Source organism: Oceanisphaera sp. IT1-181, assembly GCF_033807535.1.
Lineage (GTDB): Bacteria > Pseudomonadota > Gammaproteobacteria > Enterobacterales > Aeromonadaceae > Oceanimonas.
On record NZ_CP136856.1, the window covers coordinates 1,320,640 to 1,339,679 of the forward strand.

Consider the following 19,040-nt stretch of genomic DNA (forward strand, 5'->3'; position numbering starts at 1 on the left):
TTTATGCTGGAACTGTTATTTCTGCTTCTACCCGTCGCGGCGGCTTATGGCTGGTACATGGGGCGCAGAGGAGTTCGGCAGGATGCTCAAAAAAAATCCAATCATTTTTCCCGGCAATACGTTGCCGGGTTAAATTTCTTGCTGTCTGATGAACCGGACAAAGCCGTTGACCTTTTTATTCAGCTGTTGCAAGTTGACAGTGAAACCATAGAAACCCACCTTGCCCTCGGTAACCTGTTTCGGTCCCGAGGTGAAGTTGATCGCGCAATTCGCATTCATCAAAACTTAGTGGCACGGCCTAATCTTTTGTGGGAGCAACGCCATTTAGCGATGCTGGAATTAGCGCGCGACTTCTTAGCCGCCGGTTTGTTAGACAGAGCCGAGCATATTTTATTAGAGCTAAAAAGCGACCCAGATTATCAAGAAGAAGCCTTAGACTTGCTGTTAGTTATCTATCAGCAGCTTAAAGATTGGGAACACGCCATTGTCATTGCAGAGCGTTTAAAAAAGCGCCAAGGATTAAAAGCGCTTACGCTGATTGGTCATTTTCATTGTGAACTTGCAGAGCTGCAATGGCGCAAACAAGACGCTAAAGGTGCCATTAGTCAGTTAAAAAAAGCGCTCAAGGCCGACTCCGGATGCGTAAGAGCCAACATACGGCTAGGCGCGCTTTATATGCAGCAGCAACTTTGGTCTCAGGCTCTTGTGCACCTGCTACAAGTCACCGAGCAAGATGCGGGCTTTATGAGTGAGGTATTGCGCCCATTGCAGCAGTGTTATCAGCAATTAGATAATGAAGCCGAGTTTGTGCGCCAGTTGCATTTGTGGGTTGGCGAAGACAGTGGTGCCAGTGCGGTATTAATGCTGTCCGATTATGTAGCAGAGGGCCAAGGCTCCCTCGCGGCGGAGCAAATGGTGTTATCGCAATTACAACGCCATCCGACCATGAAAGGCTTTCATCGCTTAATGTCTTATCAAACCCATAATGCGGAGCAAGGGCGGGCGCGTGAAAGCTTAAATATGCTCAGTAATTTGGTCGCAGAACAAATGAAATTAAAACCCAGCCATCAATGTAGCCAGTGCGGATTTTCAACGCGCTCTTTATTTTGGCAATGCCCATCTTGTAAACAATGGGGCAGCATTAGACCCGTACGTGGTTTAGATGGGGAGTAAGCTGCTAGCTGTAAGCTGTAAGCTGGAAGCTAAAAGAAAACCGATGTTTTTCGTAGTGTCGAATTTATTCGACCGCTGTAGAAAGAGTAGCTGGAAGCGTAAAACACCGTTTTTTGCCGTCTTATCGGACTTGCTCCGGTATCTTTATTCTGTGTTAGCAGTGGCTAAACGCTTATAGCTGATGGTTTACCGCTGCTCGTAGGACTTAATACTTAAAAACTGAAAGGTAACTTGGTATGCAAACTTCCACCCACAACGATCCTAAAATTCTGATTGCCCTCGATTATGCGGATCAATCATCAGCATTAGCGCTAGTTGCACAATTGGATCCTGCTTATTGTCGCCTAAAAGTAGGTAAAGAAATGTTTACCTTATTTGGGCCTGAGTTTGTGCGCACCTTAGTACAGTCAGGGTTTGATGTATTTTTGGATCTTAAATTTCATGATATTCCTAATACAGTCGCAAAAGCCGTAGCGGCGGCGGCTGAGTTAGGCGTGTGGATGGTAAACGTGCATGCCAGTGGCGGTGCGCGCATGATGAGCGCGGCGCGTGACGCCTTATTGCCTTATGGCGATAAGGCTCCTTTGTTAATCGCAGTGACCGTGCTGACCAGCATGACGGATGATGAGCTGACTCAAATAGGCATATTGCGCTCGCCAGCAGAGCAGGTATTGGCCTTGGCACGTTTAACGCGAGATGCCGGCTTAGATGGGGTAGTGTGCTCTGCTCAAGAAGCCAGCTTATTAAAAGCTGAGCTTGGCTCAGACTTTAAGTTGATCACACCCGGTATTCGCCCCGCCGGCAGTGCTGCAGGCGATCAACACCGTATTATGACGCCAGAGCAAGCCTTAGCGGCAGGCAGTGATTATTTGGTGATAGGACGGCCTATTACGCAAGCGGCCGATCCTGCTCAGGTGTTGGCGGCAATAAACGATGCATGTAATTACGGCCAGTCAGAATAAATAGAGTCGTGAACATTGGTTTTAGCATCAGGCGCATATAACGTATGCGCCTTTTTTATGATTAACATGCATAAAGGAATATACGTAGGTGAGCCTGAGCACAACCGAACTATTAACAATTATTAACAAACCCATGCCGTTTGGTAAGCATAGCGGGCAGGCCTTGCTGACCTTACCACTGGGCTATTTATGCTGGCTAGAGCGCCAAGGCTGGCCCAGTGGTGAGATAGGCGCTGAGTTAGCGCTGATCTATGAGTTAAAGCACAATGGTGTGGCTGAGCCTTTGTATCGCTTGTTAGCGCGCCGTTAAACTCAGTCTTTGAGGCTGGTGTATGCTTCACGCGAGTAACTAAGTAATGCTACGGAACTAACGTGGACTTTGTCATTACAGGCTCTTAAAGACTCACCTGATTACCCATAATGTTCAGCCATATCTCAATAATTTTTCATAAATAAATTCAATTGGTTACAGGGTGGTGCATGTCTATTCTCTTGTAGGAGCCAATTTATTCGGCTCGGTTTGATGTTTTGCTTTAAATCTAAACCTCAGTAACAGCCAGCAAAGCTGGCCAGCCGAATGAATTGGCTGCTACAAAACCCTGACCATTTGACCTTGGAGCTAGACTGGCAGCTACAAAAGAACAAACCGAAACAGGGCGCATAATGGCTGAGGTTCATAAGTAGTCAGGAAGACTCAAGGCTTCTTCGCCACTGTATTTGCGCTGGGTTTTGACTTTGTAGGTGCAAATTTATTCAGCACGGTTTGTAATTTGGCTTTAGGTTTGGCTTTAGAACTAACCAGCTACGCTGGCTCGGCGAAGTCCTCTTCGCCGCAGTTTGGAGCTTGGCTATCCACAGCAGTTATGGCGTACTGCTTATGCGTTACGCGCCTAGATTAGGCATTGAGCACCTGTCATCTATTTAATCGAGTCAGATTTTAGATACAAAAAAGGGCCGTAAGGCCCTTTTTAAAACTTAGTAAACAGTCTTATTAGTTTTTAATAAGAAAATCTTCTAATGTTTTGCTGCCATTATCCATGGCGTTTTTAATTGGTGAAGGCTTGCGGCCTTGACCAGTCCACGTTCTGTATTGACCGCTTTCGTCAGTGTATTCGTACTTAGCAGGACGCTTGCTACGCGGTGCACTTACTTTCTTAGCAGGCTCAGCTAATTGTAATAGATCGCTTAAATCAATACCGTCAGCGGCCATTTGTTCCATGTACTCTTTAAGCTTACGATCGCGCTCTTGAGCTGCTGCTTGTTCAGCCGCTTTAGTTTCACGTTGCTCTTCAATAACACTAGACAGTTTAGCTAACGCTTCTTCCATCTGATCCAGAGTCAGTTCACGAGTTGCTGCACGTAAACTACGAATGTTCAGTAGTGTTTTCAAAAATTCAGTCATTGCATCCACCTAATCGGTTATATATTTTTATGGGTTAAATTTACAGCTTAGTTTTAAATGAAGCAAGTTAATTACTAAAATACTTTTTTGTCTTGTTAATAGTAAGCCATTTTCTGCCGCAGTGCGCTTAATATGGCCTTGCATTTTGCGAATGGCATTTGCTAATTAAAATAAACAGTCTACCGTTCGCTTTTATAGAGAAGGTTAGTCCTGTTTTATTGTAGAACCTTATGGCTGTTTTATGCAGACTCAGCTGAGTTAAAAAGTAAAATATATATATCTTTAATAATCCCAATGAAGCAATAGCTGAGCATACTTAAACCTAGATTTAGCGTAACTCAGCCATGCGCAAGGAATAGATAAGCCATGTTTAGACCATGTTATAATATAGTTAAACTTTGCTTATAATAGCGACAAATTTGCGCATTTAATGGCGTAAATTTAGCCTAAAGCGGCTTTTAGGCTAAAAATATTGATTTTTAGCTATCAGCCAGTAAGATCCGCTGGCTGAGTTGCGCTTAGCTGCATAACTCGCCACTAAAATCAGTCCTGCGTTATGCATGGATAAGTTGTGGGTTGACCGAATCAGTGTCGAAAGAACAAGTACTACCATGAATAGTATTAATGGTGCGCTATTGCTGGGAAAAGTAGCTGACACTGGGCTCAGACTTGTGCTGTTGGTCGCTCTGCTAATCCTAGCGGTTATGTTGGTTGTTATATTAAAAATTTAGTTCAGGTGCTGTTGTGGAATCTTCTTTTATTCAAAATTACTGGTCATTATTACCGCCGCTACTTGCTATAGTGTTAGCTGTGCTTACCCGTCGCGTGCTGTTATCTCTGGGGTTAGGGATTATATTGGCCGCGCTATTACTGCAGCATTTTAACCCAGTAGCGACCCTGCAGTTACTGATAAGCAGCGCCGCCTCCCTTTTTTGGTCTGATAACACAGTCAATGAATGGAACGTTAATATCCTGATATTCTTGCTGCTGTTAGGTTGTATTATCAGTATGTTAAGTCGTATTGGTGCTACGCTGGCCTTTGCCGAATGGGCCCAAGTTCGTATTAAAAATAGACGCCAAGCTAAGATGATGACCGGGCTTTTGGTGTTTATATTCTTCATTGACGATTACTTTCATAGTTTATCGGTGGGCACCATTTGCCGCCCAGTCACGGATCGTTTTAATATCTCTCGTGCCAAATTGGCCTATCTATTGGACTCAACCGCAGCGCCTGTTTGTGTGTTAATGCCGGTGTCTTCTTGGGGCGCATATATTATCGCCTTAGTGGGCGGTATTTTAGTCAGCCATGGCATTACCGGTCACAGCGCATTAGGCGCCTTCTTAATGATGGGCAGCATGAACTATTATGCGATATTCACGCTCATTATGGTGTTACTGGTGATCCGTGGCGGCTGGGATCTTGGCCCTATGGCACGCCATGAGGAAGCCGCCCTGGCGGGTGTTTTGTTTGATAGTGCGAAAGGCAAACCACCCGGGGTGGAGGATAACAGCGAGCAAATAGGGCGCGTAATAGACTTATTATTGGCCATTGCTACCTTAACCTTAGTTACCGTGGCCGGCTTGTTGTTCACCGGCGCGCAGGCACTCAGCGAAAGCGGTATTGAGTTTAGCGTGTTAGGCGCATTAGAAAACACCAATGTAGGTCGCTCCTTGGTGGTTGGCGGCTTAGCTGGCTTAGGCGTGTGTGCGGTGGGAATGGTACAACAAAAGGTCTCTGCCGCTAATTGGCTGCAGACCTTGGCGCTGGGTATTAAGGGCATGTTGCCGGCAATTTATATTTTGTTATTGGCGTGGACTATTGCCAGCTTGATCAGCCAATTAGAAACCGGCCAATATCTGGCTTCTTTAGTGCAACAGAGCCTGCCACTCTTTTTATTACCGGCGGTATTATTTTTACTGGCCGGTATGATGGCATTTGCGACCGGCACCAGTTGGGGCACCTTTGGCATTATGCTGCCGATTGCCGCAGATATGACCATGGCCATTGATGTCGCGTTATTGTTACCGGCGATGTCAGCGGTAATGGCAGGCGCGGTATTTGGCGATCACTGCTCACCTATCTCAGACACCACTATTTTGTCGTCTACGGGAGCGGCTTGTCATCACATCGACCATGTATTGACTCAGCTGCCATACGCATTGTCGATAGCATTGGTGAGCCTCGTTGGCTATGTGGCACTGGGTTACAGTGCTTCTGTGATGGTTGGGTTAATAGCCGCAACGATGGCGTTTATCTTGGTATTGGTTTTTTGGCATTGGCAGCAACGCCAACAGGGATAAAAACACAATATTGACTGAAACAAAAAAGCTCAGTGACTTAGTCACTGAGCTTTTTTGTTGATGTTGGTTCTCGCTAAATGGAGCTTAATAAGTGGCGTAGCGCTATTACTAATCGTTAATAATTTGGCTCCATATGATGGCGCTTTCATAAAAACGGCTGCTGTCTTGCTCAGTTAAATTAATAAAATCTAAGCGCTGTTGCAGCATAGACCAGTTAGCTTGCTCGTGATCTTGCATCAAGCCCATTAAGAAGCCTAATTTTCCCTTTTGTTCTAACAAGGCTTGCCGTATGGGATCAGTCACCGAGAGATGGGGCAAGATGTCAGCCATGGGTCTTTCTAATAAGACATCCAGTAAGGAGAATAAGCCACAGAGAAACGCATCTTCTTGTAGGTTAGGGCATACCTTATTGGCGAGTAGCTCACACCACTTAGCTCTTATCATCGACAAACGATACAGCTCAACATTTTTATCTTTGCTGATATAGGCGGCCATCATTATGGCTGCAAAACGCCTCAGTTGTTTTTCACCTAAAAATACGATGGCATTACGCAAATTATCGATACTTTGCAGCCTGTAGCCGGAATTTACGTTGTTTACATAGCGTAATAAATAGTAAGAGAGGGTGAGGTCGCGAGTAAATAGCTCGGTTAATCGATCATAATCAATGATTTCTTCGTTGATAAAAGACAGTAACTCAAAGCCAGCCATTTCGTCTGTGGTGAGCACACGGCGACTGAACACCTGCGGCTGTTGAAAGTAGTAACCCTGAAAAAAGTGAAAGCCGGCGTCTTTGGAATCAGCAAATTCTTGTTGGGTTTCTACTTTCTCAGCAATAAAACGAATGTGCGGATACACGAGACAACGTTCAATCAAGCGACGACAATCGGGCATGGAAACTTGGCGTAGATCCAGTTTGATAAAATCTATATAGGGGAAAAATATATCCCATATTTTATTAGGGATATGGTCATCTAACGCTACTTGCAGACCAAGTTTTTTTATGGATTTAATGCTGTTTAACAACGCTTGGTCTGGGATAGCTGTTTCTAACACTTCAATGACTAGCTGCTGTTGCTGAAAAGATTCAGCTAAACCTTCGCGCAATAACGCATCAGGAAAATTCACAAAGCACAATGAATGAGCCACTAAATCTTCAATTTTTTGACTTAAAAATTGTTCGGCCAGTAGCCTACGAGTAGCCAGCTCCGCATCCACATCGGGAAAACGATTTTCAAGGCTGGTGCGAAATAGCAGCTCATATCCCAGCGGCTTACCATCACTATCTAAGATAGCTTGTTTGGCTACAAAACAATGCATAAGGAATCCAAAAAAGAGAATAACCGACTAAATATACAGTATTGTATTCGGATAAACAAAGCCATGAAAAAGCGCCCACTGCGGGGCGCTAATTATATAATAACCAACAACTTAAATAAGGCCTTAGGCTTAGTGAGCCTACTCAGTTAGCCGGTAACTCTTAAACGTATTGCCTTAAAATACTTGGCCTTGGAAGACCTGAACTTAGAAAGTATAATTCATTTGTACGCCAAATAGATAGGCGTCGCCCCCTGATATAAATTCATAAGGAGTGTTAGGAATCCCACTGTCTTCTCTAACCGTCACCTTTTTACCATCCAGGAAGGCAAAGGAAGCATCCATGCTCAAGTTCTCATTCAGCGCATAAGTAGCGCCTACTGTGTACCAAATGCGGTCTACGTCTGGAATAGAGATAGAACGCGCATTTTCTGGCACCGGTGATTTATCATAGGCAAGGCCGCCACGCAGAGTTAATTGGTCGTTGAGCTGGTGAGTCGCGCCCATGCTCATACGCCAGCTATTTTCAAAGCCTTCTGGCTTGGCAAAGTAAGAGCCACCTTGATTATCTAAGGCGCGCAGCTCTTCAAAGGTACTCCATTCCGTCCACATCAGGCCGTAATGCAATGCCCAATCAGGTTGTACTTGGTGAAAGCCTGATATTTCAGCGATGGCGGGCAAACTTAAATCTAAACTGCCTGGCTTGCTTATGCTACTAGTGCCTACCGGTAATCCAGCGCTTATAGAAGCATTATTAGGCTGTTGAGGCAAGGCGCTGGAGTATTCGCCTTCTAAGGTTAAATCCACTTTAGAGCGGTAGGTTAGTGCCCATCGGTTATATTCATCAGCTTCCAATAACAGACCTATATTCCAGCCGTAGCCCCAGTCATCGCCTTTCAGGCGGACAAATTCAGAGGTTGGCACAAGTGAAGTCGCTCCACCTGTGGCAGCGTTAACATTTCCTGCTGCTATGCCTGAGTGTCTAATTAATTCTGCATCCGCATACACGGCATTAAAACCGGCACCGAGTGACAGATGCTGATTGGCTTTAAACGCAATATTAGGGTTTAAATTTAGCGTTTTGAGTGAGGTGCTGCCCGCCACCGAGCCTGCATAATGATTATTTTGATAGCTAGTTGATAGGCCATAATTGGTAAAAGCGCCAAATCCCATCGCCCATTGTTCGTTAAGTGGTTGTACATAATAGAAGAAGGGTACTACCGCATCATCAGCAATATCTTGGGAACTGGTGGGCAGTCCGTTTGCTTGACCTGCAGTCGCTAGTGCACCTTTACCCTCTACATCTACGTCGGGATTAATGTATATAGCACCGGCTGATAGCGCTGGGCGATCAAACAATGTCATGGCGGCAGGGTTTCGCCCGAGTACGGAAGCATTATCGCCAATGGCACCTTCACCGGCATAGGCGCGACCTAAGCCGGTGGCGTTTTGTTCAGCCAGCTGAAACGCGGCAGAGTGAGCTTGCCCTGTAGCCATGGCCATGGCTGCAGCAACAAGGGACAACTTGAGTATTTGTTTGCTCATGAAGGACTCTCTCATCATTGTGGTATTAGTTAATAACGCACGCTTGGTGCTCTATCCTTTTTTACTTTTACCAAAACTCACTACCTTACCTTTACTAAAATCCAGCATAAGAAAGTGTTAACGAGAAGTAAAACGTTTGTTTAAAAAAAGGAGCCCTTAGGCTCCTTTTGTGAGGCGGCGCAGCTATTTAAGCTTCGAACGCCATTTGGATTAGAGTTCGAACTCCACTTAAAGCTCAGACTCCATGCGTCTAAAATCTAAGACTACCTTTTGACTGGGGGGTGTACCTAAGCGACTAATAAAGATACAAGCCAAAGTGGCAATCACAAAGCCGGGTACGATTTCATACAAGTCAAAAATGCCCAGCGGGCCACCGGTGAGCTGCTTCCAACCAATCACCGTTAAGGCGCCCAACACAATGCCCGCTAAGGCACCATTACGGGTGAGACGCGGCCAATACAGGCTCAAGATAATCACTGGGCCAAAGGCTGCACCAAAGCCTGCCCATGCGTAACTGACTAAATCTAATACGGACGATTTAGGGTTAAGCGCAATAAACATGGCAAAGAGCGCCACCGCTACCACAGCGAATCGACCCACCCACACTAATTCATTATCTTGTGCATGGGGGCGAAACCAGCGTTTATAAAAGTCCTCGGTAATGGCCGACGAACACACCAACAACTGTGAGTCTATGGTACTCATGATGGCGGACAAAATAGCGGCAACCAAAAAGCCTGCTACCCAAGGATTAAACACCGCTTGAGACAGCGCCAAGAACACAGTCTCTGCGTTCTCAAGCGGCACGCCTGCAAAATATACCGCCCCCGCTAGGCCTACGGCCACGGCACCTATTAGTGATAATATCATCCAGCTCATGGCAATACGTCGCGAGAGCGGCACTGATGCTGGCGAGTCTATGGCCATAAAGCGGGCCAAGATATGTGGCTGACCAAAGTAACCTAAGCCCCAGGCCAGTAAGCTTAAACCGCCCAACAAGGAGAAGTCGTGGAAGAAGTCTAACTTAGTGCTGTCCATCTCCTTGAGCGTGCTTAAGGTTTGATCGATGCCACCCAGCTCGTTCATTACCGCCCACGGTAAGATGATTAAGGCTAACAGCATTAAGATACCTTGAAAAAAGTCCGTCCAAGACACGGCCAAAAAGCCGCCCATAAAGGTGTACGCCATGATCACGCCGCCACCCAACAGCAGGGCGGTGACATAAGGCAGGCCAAATACTTTTTCAAATAAAATAGCGCCGCCCACTAGACCGGAGGCGGTATAAAAAATAAAGAATACCAAGATGGTGATGGCAGAAACCACACGGATTAAACCGCTATGATCCGCCAGTCTATTTTCTAAAAAGTCTGGGATGGTCAGTGAGTCATTGGCTTGCTCCGTATACACGCGCAGCCGTTTGGCAACAAATAGCCAATTAAGCCAAGCGCCGATCACTAAGCCAATGCCAATCCATGCTTGGCTAATACCGGATAAGTACACAGCACCGGGCAGGCCTAATAGTAACCAGCCACTCATGTCGGACGCACCGACACTTAAGGCGGCCACACCTGGGCCTAAACGGCGGCCACCCAAAATATAATCACTGAGTGAGCGGGTGGCGCGGTAGGCGATAACACCAATCAGCATGGTGAGGACTAAATAACCGACGAAGGTAATTAGAATGGGATATTCTATGGTCATAGCGTATTCCTGTGGTTCCGAACAGCGTGTTCGCTTCCATGAAAAGGTAAGAGGTCGCCAGTCAAATAGACTCGCTAAACAAGATCTTACCCCATAAAGTCGAATAACTCTCGATTACTCTAACCTTATGCCGCAATTGTATATTTGTCCGTTTATTTTTTAATCGCTCTCGTTTGTTAAGCTGATGAGAGGCGCAAGTTGAACCACAAGTTGAGCAATTAATCGCCCCCACAAAAATAATAGCCTAGGGTCTGTTGACCTTTCGAGATGATTTTTGCAGCTGTTTGTGGCGTCTTTATACAAGGCATCGCTTGTGCCATGGAGTCATTCTCCATCAATAAGCGATAACGCCGTAGAAAGGCGCCACAAATGCTGCCCTTCGGGTTCGGCTAAACGCGTTTTTCTCTTTGTTGAGTGGGCGTTTGCTTAGAATGACTAGGCTACACCCCACTCGCCGCGATAAAAACGTGTTTAACTCGAACAAAACTTAACCGCGAAAGGTCAACAGACCCTAGTCCCCGCGGGCTGATAGCAGCAGCGCTATTCAGTTTTGCTAAATAGCCGACTTGTTAGCGCGGTTTAAATCTGTCTGTCTAATGAAGCTTGAATTTTACGGGCCATGGCATCGAGGTCTTCGTTTTTCTCGCTCACCACCACCAGTTTATTAAACGCCGTGGACAGGATTTCGCCATGATACTGTTGATCAGAAAAGTACTGTTTATCTGAAAAATACTGTTTGTCCGAAAAATCCTGTGCATCCGCAAAGCGATGGGCATCGGCTAACTCGTGATCCGGTGGCAGCACAAACACATGCACTCTTTGGTGCTCACCCTGAATCACCAAATGCGCCGCCGGACCATTGCCAAACAAACAATGATTGGCGTAATACACCTGTCCTACCTCGCTTAAGCTTTGCAGCTGTGTGCCATAAGGCTGCAACTTGGCATTGACGGCGGTGAGAGTGACGTTTTCATTCACAGTTTGAGTGAGCGCCGACTCCGCATGCACATGCGCCATGGCTATTTGACCCATGCTAGTCACGCCTGTGGTGCTGGACTCAGAAAAAGAGATAAAACGCGTCGAAAATCCCAACACAAAGGTAATAGAGGCGGCTATGGCCAAATGGCGCCATCCCAAAGCGGTACTCGGCTGTTGTCTAAGGGGTACTCTTGCCTGAGCCGCTTCGCCGTTCAGCCCCGCTTCGCCAGTGCGCTGCGCGTGCAACTGAGCGGTCTGCAATAAGGTGGCAGCCAAATGTTCGGGTACCGGCTCTTGCAGCGCACGGTTGAGCTTGGCGTCAAAGTGTTGCAGTTGCGCGACTAACGCACCATTACGGTCAGAGCTATGCTGAGCCTGTGAAAATTCAGCGCTAGTGTCGTTGGGGTTGGCATACGCTCGACGCCTAAACTCTAACTCATCCATTGTGTTGGCCTCGTGTTTGCGTGTCTTTATCGAGCGCATCTTTCAATTTATTACGAGCGCGAAAGAGGCGGGTCATGACGGTGTTTTTATTCAAATCTAATATCTCAGCTATTTCTTCACCACTAAAACCACCCAGCACCTGTAGCAGTATAGGCTCGCGGTATTCTTCGGCTAACTCGCTAATGTGGCGGCGCAGCCATTCGTTTTCCATGGCTTGCTCGAGCCCTAAACTCTGTTGATCGGGTACCTGAACTGTGTCTAGGTCCACCAAGTTAAATTGTTTACGCTCAAAACGACGGGCATTTTCCCGGCGTAAGATAGTGATCAGCCAAGCTTTGGCTGCTTTGTCGTCTTTTAAGCTGTCCAGTGACTTCCAGGCGCGCAAAAATGTTTCCTGCACTAAGTCTTCGGCCACCTGACGGTCGTGACACAACCAAAACGCATAGCGAAATAAATCCCCATGCACCGCATAAACCAGCGTTTCATAGCGCTGTTGTTTGATGGCCACAGTGTTAGAGACCGAGTCAGGCCCAGCCCGCTTTCGCCCAAATAAAGAAATCATCTACTCACCGTTGAAATAGGTTGGCTGCTTGAGTTTACGCACTCTTAAAGTTCCATGCGAGTATATAAAAGGCGTGCACCGCAGTATGGCTCAGACTTAGATGGTCCTCGAGCAACAGGCCAGCCTAGAGCGCTGCATTGTTAATAATATGTGACGCAAGGAGTGTGTGGCTGGTTTTATCGCGCTATTTTCTTTGCTAGCATGGCTGGAGGTCAGACCTGTTATTTATATGATGCTCACCATACGGCAGCCGTTATCTAATCTTGTTAGCAATCAATGTGACTAACTAATGTAAGCAGCACTGTCAGCCGCTAATGTTAGTAACTAAGGTTAGTACCTAGGGTTAGTCAATAAGGTTAGTAAACAAGATGAGTGTCGTTTCACTCGCCCGTATTTAGGTAGGGCATCAGTTTCATTATTTACGCTCAACAAGGAGCCTGCATGTCGGCGACAAACCCATTAACGACCCACAAGGGCGATCGTATCGCCATTGTGTCGGGATTAAGAACGCCCTTTGCCCGTCAAGCGAGTGCCTTTCGCGGTATTCCCGCCCTTGAACTGGGCACCATGGTGGTCAATGAACTGTTGGCCCGCACGGCCATGCCTGCCTCTGAGGTGCAGCAACTGGTTTTTGGTCAGGTAGTACAAATGCCCAAGGCGCCCAATATTGCGCGAGAAATTGTGCTGGCCAGCACCTTGCCCGTTAGCACAGATGCTTACAGTGTTACCCGCGCCTGTGCCACTAGCTTTCAAGCGGTGTCGAGCATGGCTGAGTCTATGTTGGCTGGCCAAATTCAAGTAGGCATAGCCGGCGGCGCTGACTCCACTTCAGTGTTGCCGATTGGGGTGTCGGCGCGGTTAGCAGAGGCGTTGCTGGACTTGAGTAAGGCCAAAACTTTTGGCGCAAAGTTTGCCATAGTGCGGCGCCTAACACTTGCCGACTTAGCCCCCGAGCCACCGGCCATCGCCGAATATTCTACTGGGTTAACCATGGGTCAAACCGCAGAGCAAATGGCTAAGAGTCATGGAATTAGCCGTGAAGCGCAAGATGAATTGGCCCATCGCTCTCATCAATTAGCCACTCAAGCTTGGCAAGAAGGCCGACTTAACGATCAAGTGATGGCCACTTATGTGCCGCCTTTTAAAGCCGCCTTTGAGCAAGATAACAATATTCGCACTGATTCTAAATTAGCCGATTACGCCAAATTGAAACCCGCGTTTGACAGGCGTCACGGCACCGTTACTGCCGCCACCAGCACGCCACTTACAGATGGTGCGGCCGCCATTTTGATGATGACCGAAAGCCGCGCCAAAGAGCTAGGCCTTAAGCCATTAGGCTATTTACGCAGTTATGCTTATTCGGCCATTAGTGTGCAACACGACATGCTACTTGGCCCCTCATACGCCACGCCGTTGGCGCTCGATATAGCCGGCTGCACGCTTGCGGACATGGATTTAATTGATATGCATGAAGCCTTTGCCGCACAAACCTTGGCCAACTTAAAGATGTTCGCCAGTCAGCAATTTGCCGAGCAACATCTTAATCGTAGCCAGGCCATTGGTGAGGTAGACATGGCGAAATTTAACGTACTGGGTGGTTCTTTGGCTTATGGCCATCCCTTTGCCGCCACTGGCGCGCGCATGATCACGCAAACCTTGACCGAGCTTAATCGCCGTGGTGGCGGTTTGGCGTTAACCACAGCGTGCGCGGCCGGTGGCCTAGGCGTAGCCATGGTATTGGAGGCAGCTCAATGAATGATGTAATGAACCAAGTTCAACCTGATCTCGCTCTTGATCAAGTTAATATTGATAACACAAGTCAGTCTGCCTTTAGCCTGCAGCTGCAAGACGATATCGGCATTATTACGCTGGACGTACCTGGGCAGCGCATGAACACACTGCGCGAAAGCTTTGTAGACGATATTCGCGCCCTTTTGGCAGAGATTGCCGAAAACCGCCAGATCAAAGGCTTGGTGTTGCGCTCCGGCAAACCGGACTCTTTTATTGCCGGCGCCGACGTTAATATGCTGGCTGCCTGCAGCAGTGTGGAGCAAGCCAAGACACTGTCTGAGGCGGGGCAAAATGTGTTTAATGAACTCGCCGCCTTAGACTTACCCATTATTGCCGCCATTCACGGTGCCTGCTTAGGCGGCGGCCTAGAGCTGGCGCTGGCTTGCCATGGCCGAGTGTGCAGTGACGATACTAAAACTCGCCTTGGGTTACCCGAAGTGCAGTTAGGCTTAATACCCGGCTCTGGCGGTACTCAGCGCTTGCCACAACTGGTGGGCTTAACCACGGCGCTGGACATGATGTTGACCGGTAAACAACTGCGGGCCAAACAAGCGCTTAAATGCGGCTTAGTGGATGATATGGTGCCTGCGAGCATCTTGCTCGACACCGCCATTGCCTTGGCACGTAAAAGCATGGCACGCAAAGGCATGGCGGGTAACGGCAAAACGCGTACTGGTAAATCACCTAGCGGTAAGTCAAATCATGGCAGTAAAAATACACTCAGTCAGTGGGCGCTAGAGGGTAATCCTGTAGGTCGCAAACTGGTGTTTGATAAGGCACAAAGTACCGTTAAAGCTAAAACCGGAGGCCATTATCCGGCGCCATTTAAGTTACTTGAGGTAGTAAAAGTCGGGCTAGAGCAGGGCATAAGCCAAGGCTTAGCCGCCGAAGCGCAAGCCTTTGGTGAATTAGTGATGAGCCCAGAATCAGCAGCACTGCGCCAGCTCTTCTTTGCCACCACCGACATGAAAAAAGAAACCTACTGGCAAGGTGCCGAGCCAGGCGTACTCAGCCACATCGGCGTGCTGGGCGGCGGTTTAATGGGCGGCGGCATTGCTTTTGTTACTGCCACTAAAGCCGAGTTGCCGGTGCGCATTAAAGACATTTCTCATCACGGCATTAATCAGGCCATGCAGAGTGCGCACCGCTTATTAGCGACCAAAGTGCGCAAGAAACATCTGCGCGCCCCCGAGATGCATCAACAATTAAGCCGTATTACTGGCACTCTTAATTACAGCGGCTTTGAGCGCGTTGAGATGGTAGTAGAAGCGGTGTTTGAAGACTTAGAGGTGAAGCGCCAGATGGTGGCAGAGGTCGAAGCGCACTGCGCGCCAAGCACCGTATTTGCCACCAACACCTCTTCTTTGCCGATCCATCAAATTGCTGAAGGTGCAGCGCGCCCCGAGCAAATATTAGGGCTGCACTATTTCAGTCCGGTCGATAAAATGCCATTAGCTGAGATAATTCCCCATGCGGGTACCAGTGCCACGGCGGTGGCCACGGCGCTGAAACTGGCCAGAGCACAGGGCAAAACGCCGATCGTGGTACAAGACAAAGCCGGCTTTTATGTGAACCGCATTTTAGCGCCTTACTTAAATGAAGCGGCGCGGCTGTTGCTGGGCGGCGAGCCGGTGGATGCCATTGACCGCGCGTTGGTAGAGTATGGCTTTCCGGTCGGGCCCATGACCTTGCTGGATGAAGTGGGCATAGATGTAGCCGCCAAAATTTCGCCTATTTTAGCCCGTGAACTGGGTGAGCGTTTTGTGGCGCCCGAGGCCTTTAACAAACTGCTGGAAGATAACCGTAAGGGTAAGAAGAATGGCCGTGGTTTTTATCGCTATGAAGCGAAAAAGCGCACTAAGAAGCACAAGCCGGTGGATGAAAGCGTCTATAAGTTGCTGAAAGTGAAGCCGCTCAGTCAATTACCGGCTCAAGAGTTAGCCGAGCGTTGCGTGTTACTGATGCTTAACGAAGCGGCGCTGGCGCTGGATGAAGGTGTGATTGCCTCGGCACGGGACGGCGATATTGGTGCCATTTTTGGCATCGGTTATCCGCCTTTTACCGGCGGGCCTTTCTTTTATATGCATCAGCTCGGTATTCAAGCAGTGATAGATAAAATGCAAGAATACGTGCGTAAATACGGCGCGCGCTTTACGCCCAGCGAGCCTTTGCTTCGTATGGCGGCAGAGGGCAAGAGTTATTATTGAAATACCGCTTTAAGCGAACAGCTATAAATTAACGACAAATAAGCGCCGAATATCAGCTCGGCGCTTTCTATTATCTGACCGAACCTGCATCGGTATCTCACACTGTAGATACAAATCCTAAAGCGAGATCCTGACGTGCGTCAGGAAGACAGCCAAGTACGTTCTGCGCTTTACTTTTTTATCCCCCCCTTGAAATCCTCCGCACCACCCCCATCTTTTAGCTATAAGCCAAACCCTTACGCATTAACACTTAAGCGAGGAACATCTAGATGTCAGAAGCTGTGCAAACCGAAACTCATGGTTTTCAAACTGAAGTTAAACAACTGCTCAACCTGATGGCCCATAGCCTGTATTCCAATAAAGAAGTCTTCTTGCGCGAGTTGGTCTCTAACGCCGCCGACGCCGCTGACAAGTTGCGATTTAAAGCCTTGTCTAACGGTGAGCTGTACGAAAATGACGGTGAATTGCGAGTTCGGTTAATTCTCGACCAAGAAAAGAAAACGCTGACCATTTCTGATAATGGCATCGGTATGAACCGCGAAGAGATTATCGACCATTTGGGTACCATTGCTAAGTCTGGTACCAAGGCTTTCTTTGGTCAGCTGTCTGGCGATCAAGCCAAAGACTCCCAGCTGATTGGTCAGTTTGGTGTGGGCTTTTATTCTGCCTTTATCGTGGCCGACAAAGTGACGGTATTAAGCCGCGCCGCCGGTCAACCAGCAGAGCAAGGTGTGCAGTGGGAGTCTGACGGTGATGGTAGCTTTACCGTAGCCGAGGTGATAAAGCCTGGCCGTGGTACCGACGTTATCTTGCATCTGCGTGACGCCGAGCAGGAGTTTTTAGACGACTGGCGCCTGCGCAGCATTATCGGTAAATACTCGGATCACATCAGTGTGGCCGTGGAAATGTGGAAAGAAGGCGAAGCTGAGCAAACCGCCGAAGATGGTACTGTGACGGCCGCTGCGACAGAGGGCGAGTGGGAGCAAGTCAACAAAGCCACCGCACTGTGGACACGCTCTAAAAATGACGTGAGTGATGAAGAGTATCAAGAGTTCTACAAGCATATCTCCCACGATTGGCAAGATGCGCTGAGCTGGAGCCACAACAAGGTTGAAGGCAACCAAGAATACACCAGCTTGTTGTACGTACCGGCCAAAGCGCCGTTTGATATGTATAACCGTGAGCAAAGCCACGGCTTAAAGCTGTATGTGCAGCGCGTCTTCATCATGGATGATGCGGAACAATTTATGCCAACATACTTACGTTTCGTGAAAGGTGTGCTCGATACCAACGACTTACCGTTGAACGTATCCCGTGAAATCTTGCAAGACAACAAGATCACTGCGCAACTGCGCAAAGCGTGCAGCAAGCGCGTATTGTCGATGCTGGAAAAAATCGCTAAAGACGACGCCGAGAAGTATCAAGGTTTCTGGTCTGAGTTCGGTAACGTGCTGAAAGAAGGCCCGGCAGAAGATTATAGCAATCGCGAGCAAATCGCCGGTCTGCTGCGCTTTGCCAGCACTCACAATGACTCTGAGGCGCAAACCGTGTCGCTGGCCGATTACGTGGCGCGCATGCCAGAAGGTCAAGATAAGATTTACTATATTACTGCAGATAGCTTTGCCGCCGCTAACCACAGCCCGCACTTAGAAATCTTTCGCAAGAAGGGCATAGAAGTGCTGTTAATGTGGGAGCGCGTTGACGAATGGCTGATGAGCCACCTCAATGAGTTTGACGGCAAGCAATTTGAGTCTGTCACCAAAGGTGAGCTGGACTTAGGCGATCTGGATGACGAAGAAACTAAAAAAGCACAAGAAGAAGCCAAAGAAGCCTTGGCTCCTTTGCTGGAACGCGTAAAAGCCGCTCTGGGTGAAGATATTAAAGAAGTGCGTCTGACACACCGTTTAACCAACACCCCTTCTTGTGTAGTAGCCGGTGAGCACGACATGAGCACCCAGATGATCAAACTGATGCGTTCAGCCGGCCAAGCGGTGCCAGAGCAAAAGTACATTCTGGAGCTTAACCCGGAGCATACGCTGGTGAAGAAGTTAGAAACACTGGAAGCCGGCGAGCAGTTCAACGAATGGTCACAGCTGCTGCTAGAACAAGCACAACTGGCCGAGCAGGGTGGCTTAAAAGACCCCGCCGCCTTCGTCGCCCGCGTTAACCGTCTGTTGTTAGGTTAATCACCGATACAACCTACTAAGCAAGCTAATACCAAACCCGGCCCCGCGCCGGGTTTTTTAATTCACCGGATGCGTATAAGGGTACGGTTTGGGGTTTGTAGGCGACTTATCGTAAATAAAGAGTGTTCTCGCATTACAACCCAGACGTAAATCTTCAAACCCGCCAGCTACGCTGGCCCGCCGAAGTCCTCTTTACCAAAGAGACGGGCGGCTATGGGGTATGGTGTCTTTCGTAGATACTCTGTTGGGGGTCAATAATTTATATCCAGCTACGCTGGTCCGGCAAATAAATTGCCGGCTACTACCTGATTACCCACAAAGCTCAGCTATGTTTCAGTGAACTCAGCACCAAGGAATTCAATAGGTTACAGGGAGGTGCCCGTCTCCTCTCTTGTAGGTGCCAATTTATTCGGCACGGTTTTGGTTTTATTCTTAAACCTCACAAACAGCCAGCGGAGCTGGCCAGCCGAA

13 protein-coding genes are annotated in these 19,040 nt (G+C 48.1%); 7 read left to right on the plus strand and 6 right to left on the minus strand.

Annotated features, from left to right (window positions below):
- Nucleotides 1-3: 3 nt before the first annotated feature.
- The 3 genes from lapB (at nt 4) to R0134_RS06095 (ending at nt 2,445) form a co-directional block, all read left to right on the plus strand.
- Nucleotides 4-1,173 (plus strand): lipopolysaccharide assembly protein LapB, encoded by a 1,170-nt coding sequence (lapB, locus tag R0134_RS06085; protein WP_319783921.1) that lies wholly within the window; start codon nt 4-6, stop codon nt 1,171-1,173.
- A 236-nt stretch (nt 1,174-1,409) separates the two neighbouring features.
- Nucleotides 1,410-2,135, plus strand: coding sequence for an orotidine-5'-phosphate decarboxylase (pyrF, locus tag R0134_RS06090; protein WP_319783922.1), 726 nt, complete (start codon nt 1,410-1,412; stop codon nt 2,133-2,135).
- 88 nt (nt 2,136-2,223) lie between these two features.
- The gene (locus tag R0134_RS06095) at nt 2,224-2,445 is read left to right on the plus strand and encodes a putative quorum-sensing-regulated virulence factor (RefSeq protein WP_227875089.1); all 222 of its coding nucleotides are present in this window, start codon (nt 2,224-2,226) and stop codon (nt 2,443-2,445) included.
- Nucleotides 2,446-3,126: 681 nt separating this feature from the next.
- On the opposite strand, the gene R0134_RS06100 is transcribed toward R0134_RS06095, so the two are convergent.
- Nucleotides 3,127-3,537 (minus strand): H-NS family nucleoid-associated regulatory protein, encoded by a 411-nt coding sequence (locus tag R0134_RS06100; RefSeq protein WP_319783923.1) that lies wholly within the window; start codon nt 3,535-3,537, stop codon nt 3,127-3,129.
- Between the two features lie 744 nt (nt 3,538-4,281).
- On the opposite strand from R0134_RS06100, the gene R0134_RS06105 reads away from it, so the two are divergent.
- Nucleotides 4,282-5,838 (plus strand): Na+/H+ antiporter NhaC family protein, encoded by a 1,557-nt coding sequence (locus R0134_RS06105; RefSeq protein ID WP_319783924.1) that lies wholly within the window; start codon nt 4,282-4,284, stop codon nt 5,836-5,838.
- Between the two features lie 108 nt (nt 5,839-5,946).
- Here the strand turns inward: R0134_RS06105 and R0134_RS06110 are convergent, their stop codons facing one another.
- From R0134_RS06110 to R0134_RS06130, 5 genes are all read right to left on the minus strand, one after another.
- Nucleotides 5,947-7,158 carry an EAL and HDOD domain-containing protein gene (locus R0134_RS06110; protein ID WP_319783925.1) on the minus strand — a complete coding sequence of 404 codons (1,212 nt, stop codon included), beginning with the start codon at nt 7,156-7,158 and terminating at the stop codon, nt 5,947-5,949.
- A 204-nt stretch (nt 7,159-7,362) separates the two neighbouring features.
- Entirely contained in the window at nt 7,363-8,700 is a 1,338-nt protein-coding gene (locus R0134_RS06115) for an outer membrane protein transport protein (protein ID WP_319783926.1), read from the minus strand.
- A gap of 228 nt (nt 8,701-8,928) precedes the next feature.
- Nucleotides 8,929-10,401 carry a sodium/proline symporter PutP gene (gene putP / locus R0134_RS06120; protein ID WP_319783927.1) on the minus strand — a complete coding sequence of 491 codons (1,473 nt, stop codon included), beginning with the start codon at nt 10,399-10,401 and terminating at the stop codon, nt 8,929-8,931.
- A 579-nt stretch (nt 10,402-10,980) separates the two neighbouring features.
- Nucleotides 10,981-11,823 carry a DUF3379 family protein gene (locus R0134_RS06125; RefSeq protein WP_319783928.1) on the minus strand — a complete coding sequence of 281 codons (843 nt, stop codon included), beginning with the start codon at nt 11,821-11,823 and terminating at the stop codon, nt 10,981-10,983.
- The gene (locus R0134_RS06130; RefSeq protein WP_319783929.1) at nt 11,816-12,385 is read right to left on the minus strand and encodes a sigma-70 family RNA polymerase sigma factor; all 570 of its coding nucleotides are present in this window, start codon (nt 12,383-12,385) and stop codon (nt 11,816-11,818) included. Before R0134_RS06130 ends, R0134_RS06125 begins: the two co-directional genes overlap by 8 nt.
- 441 nt (nt 12,386-12,826) lie before the next feature.
- Between R0134_RS06130 and fadI the strand changes: the two genes are divergently transcribed.
- The 3 genes from fadI (at nt 12,827) to htpG (ending at nt 18,569) form a co-directional block, all read left to right on the plus strand.
- Nucleotides 12,827-14,140, plus strand: coding sequence for an acetyl-CoA C-acyltransferase FadI (gene fadI / locus R0134_RS06135; protein WP_319783930.1), 1,314 nt, complete (start codon nt 12,827-12,829; stop codon nt 14,138-14,140).
- 8 nt (nt 14,141-14,148) lie between these two features.
- Nucleotides 14,149-16,383: a fatty acid oxidation complex subunit alpha FadJ gene (gene fadJ, locus R0134_RS06140; RefSeq protein WP_319783931.1), complete on the plus strand. Its 2,235-nt coding sequence runs from the start codon at nt 14,149-14,151 to the stop codon at nt 16,381-16,383.
- A gap of 269 nt (nt 16,384-16,652) precedes the next feature.
- Nucleotides 16,653-18,569: a molecular chaperone HtpG gene (htpG, locus tag R0134_RS06145; RefSeq protein WP_319783932.1), complete on the plus strand. Its 1,917-nt coding sequence runs from the start codon at nt 16,653-16,655 to the stop codon at nt 18,567-18,569.
- Nucleotides 18,570-19,040: the final 471 nt, after the last annotated feature.